The following is a 3,315-nucleotide window of genomic DNA, read 5'->3' as shown; positions in this document are numbered from 1 at the left end:
CCACCACCCCGAACCCGAACCCGGCGCCGAGCCCGAGCGCCGGCGCGCGCCCCCGCTCCGGCAGCCGCCCCCCGACGCTCCCCAGCAGCAGCATGCCGACGGCGGCCCCGAGCACCGCCCACTTCAGGACGCCGGAGCCGGGCCGGGAGCCTTCCGCGCCGGACGCCAGGCCCAGCATCGCCAGCCCCGCGCAGACCACCGCGACCGCGCCCCACTCGGTCCGGCTCAGCCGCACCCTCAGCATCCGCGCCGCCACGACCGCCGTCACCGCGAGGCTCGCCGCGAGCGCCGCGCCGACCGCGTAGATCGGTACGGACCGCAGCGCCAGCACCTGGAACACGAACCCGAGCCCGTCGAGCCCGAGCCCGGCGAGGTACCGCCACTGCCGTACGGCACGCAGGAGCAGCGCCGCGTCACCCCCGGCCCCGTCGCCCGCCGCCGCCCGCGTCGCCACCGCCTGCCACACCGTCGCCGTACCGAAGCAGACCGCCGCGGCGAGTGCGCACACCATCCCAAACATCACAAACGGACTGTAGGGGAGCGGCGAGAGCCGGGGGTAGTCGAACGGGGACTCTCACCGATCTCTAGGCTGACCGTCGAACACACGCATTCATTACACGGGGAGAACAGGACATGGCGGACACGACCAGAAGGCTGCGCTCGAACGCGGTCGTCCTCGGCGGCGTGGGGATCCTCGCGGTGGCGCTCACCGCGTGCTCCTCCGATCCGGACAAGCGGTGCGTCGACCGCGACAGCTACGACTCCGTGAAGGGCTACAAGGTCGTCTCCGACAAGGACTGCAAGTCGTCGGGGAGTTCGTCGTCGTCCCACGCCGTCTGGTACTACGGCGGCAAGAAGAGGAGCGGGTACGTGGACGGCGGCTCGCTCACCAAGTCCCGTAAGTCGTCCGGGGGTTCGTCCTCCAGCTCCAGCGGCGGGTCCGGCGTCGACCGGGGCGGCTTCGGGGGCAGCGACGGCGGCCACGGCAGCTCCGGCGGCTGAGCGCGCCGTGATACGCCACCGCATCGAGCCCCGCCCCGACTGGCAGCGGACCGTCGAGGCGCAGGGCCTCGTCTACCCGCTCTCCCGGGGCGTGGACGGCGAGTTGTACCCCTACTGGGACGAGAGCGCCTACTACTCCTTCACCCTCGACGAGGTCGAGGCGCTGGAGGAGACCGTCGAGGAACTGCACCGGATGTGCCTCGCCGCCGCCGAACTCATCGTCACCGAGGGCCGTTTCGCCGACCTCGGCATCACCGATCCCCAAGTCGCCGACGCCGTCGCCGAGTCCTGGCGCCGACGGGCCGAACTGCCGTCCGTGTACGGCCGGTTCGACCTGCGCTACGACGGCTCCGGGCCCGCGAAGATGCTGGAGTACAACGCCGACACGCCCACGTCCCTCGTCGAGGCGGCGTCCCCCCAGTGGTTCTGGATGGAGGACCGGTTCCCCGGCGCCGACCAGTGGAACTCCCTCCACGAGCGGCTCGTCGCCGCCTGGAAACGGCAGGGCGACCTGCTGCCGCCCGGCAGCCCCCTCTACTTCGCGCACTCCACCGCCGACGAACTCGGCGAGGACCTCATGACCGTCGCCTACCTCAAGGAGACGGCCGAACAGGCGGGGCTCGACACGGAGTGGATCCCCGTCGAGGACATCGGCTTCGACCGGCTCTCGGGGAGGTTCGTCGACAACCGGCTCCGGTTCATCCGGAGTTGCTTCAAGCTCTACCCCTGGGAGTGGCTCACGACCGACCGCTTCGGCGTGCACGTCCTGGACACCCTCGACAACGGCGGCGGCACCGGCAGCACCCTGTGGATCGAGCCGGCCTGGAAGATGCTGCTCAGCAACAAGGCGCTGCTGGCGGTGCTCTGGGAGATCTACCCCGGCCACCCCAACCTCCTTCCGGCGTACCTGGACGGGCCTCGGGAGTTGACCGAGTACGTCTCGAAACCCTTGCTGGGGCGGGAGGGTGCCGGGGTCGTGGTGCATCAGAAGGGCGCCGAGCCGGTCATACCTGTAGAGCCTTGCTGCTACCAGCAGTTGGCGCCGCTCCCCGCCTTCGACGGGAACCACGTCGTCCTCGGCGCGTGGACCGTCGAGGGGGAGGCGGCGGGGCTCGGTATCCGGGAGTCGGCCGGGTTGGTGACGGACGCGTATGCGAGGTTCCTGCCGCACGTCATCCGGTGAGATCCGGTCACCTTTCGTCCCGGAACATCCCGTTTTCGCCATTCCTTCTTTATCGTCCTTTTACTCGACGGTCGGCAGTGGGATCGTCCCGTGCGGGATCCCTGCCACGGGGGCTGGGGCGCCGCCCTGGGGGGCCGGATGCTGCGTATCCACTTCACGCCCGAAGACCTCGCACGGGTCCGGATCGCCGGATCTCCGGACCCGCTCTGGGAGGTCACCTTCAGCCTCCACCGGCTCCAGGACACCCGGGGGCGGCGGGCCTACGCCGACTGGTTCCGCGCGGCGCTGCCGAAGCTGACGGGTACGCCGCTCGGCGCCGCCGTCCGGGGGCGGCTGCACCACCTCCTGCCCCGCGCCGACTACTTCCCCGACTTCCTCACCCCGCCCGAGGCCGCCGACGGGCTGGACGCCGGGTTCGCGGCGATCCTCGACACGGCTCCCGAGCAGGTGCGGCAGGAGGTGGAGACCCTCGCGAGACGGGTCGGGGCGCCGAACTGGGCGGGCGGGCTGGTGCAGCGGCGGGCGCGGGAGGAGTTGGTGGGGGTGCTGCGGGCCTACCACTCCGCCGTGATCGCGCCGCATCACGACCGGATGCGGGCGGCGTTCGACAGCGAGCGGGCGACCCTCGGACGGGCCCTTCTCGACGGGGGTGTGGACGGGCTGCTCGGTGGGCTGGGGCCGGGGATGCGGTGGCGGGCGCCGGTGCTGGAGGTCGACTACGTCGAGGACCGCGACGTCCATCTCAACGGGCGGGGGTTGCGGCTGGTCCCCTCCTACTTCTGCCGGTACCGGCCGGTCACCTTCGCCGATCCGGAGCGGGAACCGGCCCTTCTCTATCCGCTGAGCCACTCCGGTACGGGGGCCGCCCCCGACGGCGCCTCGCTCGACGCGCTGCTCGGGCAGACCCGGGCCGCCGCGCTGCGGGTCGCCGGTTCCGGAGCCACGACCACCGAACTCGCCCGCGCGCTGGACGTCTCGCCGGCCACCGCCAGCTATCACACGTCCGTGCTGCGGGAGGCGGGGCTGATCTTCAGTCGGCGGTGCTCCAACACGGTGCTGCATACGTTGACGCCGACGGGGGCGGCGTTGTTGCGGACGGGGTGAGCCGGGTGTTTCTGGTGCCTCGAAAG

3 protein-coding genes and 1 pseudogene are annotated in these 3,315 nt (G+C 71.7%); 3 read left to right on the top strand and 1 reads right to left on the bottom strand.

All coding sequences use genetic code 11. The annotated features are described in order from the left end of the window. Window positions 1-511: pseudogene (locus tag AOK24_RS42450) on the bottom strand (hypothetical protein); the annotation flags it as partial. Between the two features lie 122 nt (window positions 512-633). Between AOK24_RS42450 and AOK24_RS42445 the strand changes: the two are divergent. The 3 genes from AOK24_RS42445 (at window position 634) to AOK24_RS42435 (ending at window position 3,289) form a co-directional block, all read left to right on the top strand. Next, window positions 634-1,002, top strand: a complete 369-nt coding sequence (locus tag AOK24_RS42445; protein WP_055725205.1) for a hypothetical protein — start codon at window positions 634-636, stop codon at window positions 1,000-1,002. A 7-nt stretch (window positions 1,003-1,009) separates the two neighbouring features. Further along, a complete protein-coding gene (locus AOK24_RS42440; protein ID WP_055725204.1) occupies window positions 1,010-2,185 on the top strand; it encodes a glutathionylspermidine synthase family protein in 1,176 nt (391 codons plus the stop codon). Between the two features lie 138 nt (window positions 2,186-2,323). Continuing rightward, complete coding sequence (locus tag AOK24_RS42435; RefSeq protein ID WP_055725203.1) at window positions 2,324-3,289, top strand: ArsR/SmtB family transcription factor; 966 nt, start codon at window positions 2,324-2,326, stop codon at window positions 3,287-3,289. Window positions 3,290-3,315: the final 26 nt, after the last annotated feature.

Source organism: Streptomyces niveiscabiei (genome assembly GCF_001419795.1).
Lineage (GTDB): Bacteria > Actinomycetota > Actinomycetes > Streptomycetales > Streptomycetaceae > Streptomyces > Streptomyces niveiscabiei.
Note: the sequence above shows the minus strand (reverse complement) of the source record. Positions and strands in the feature narration are given on the sequence as shown.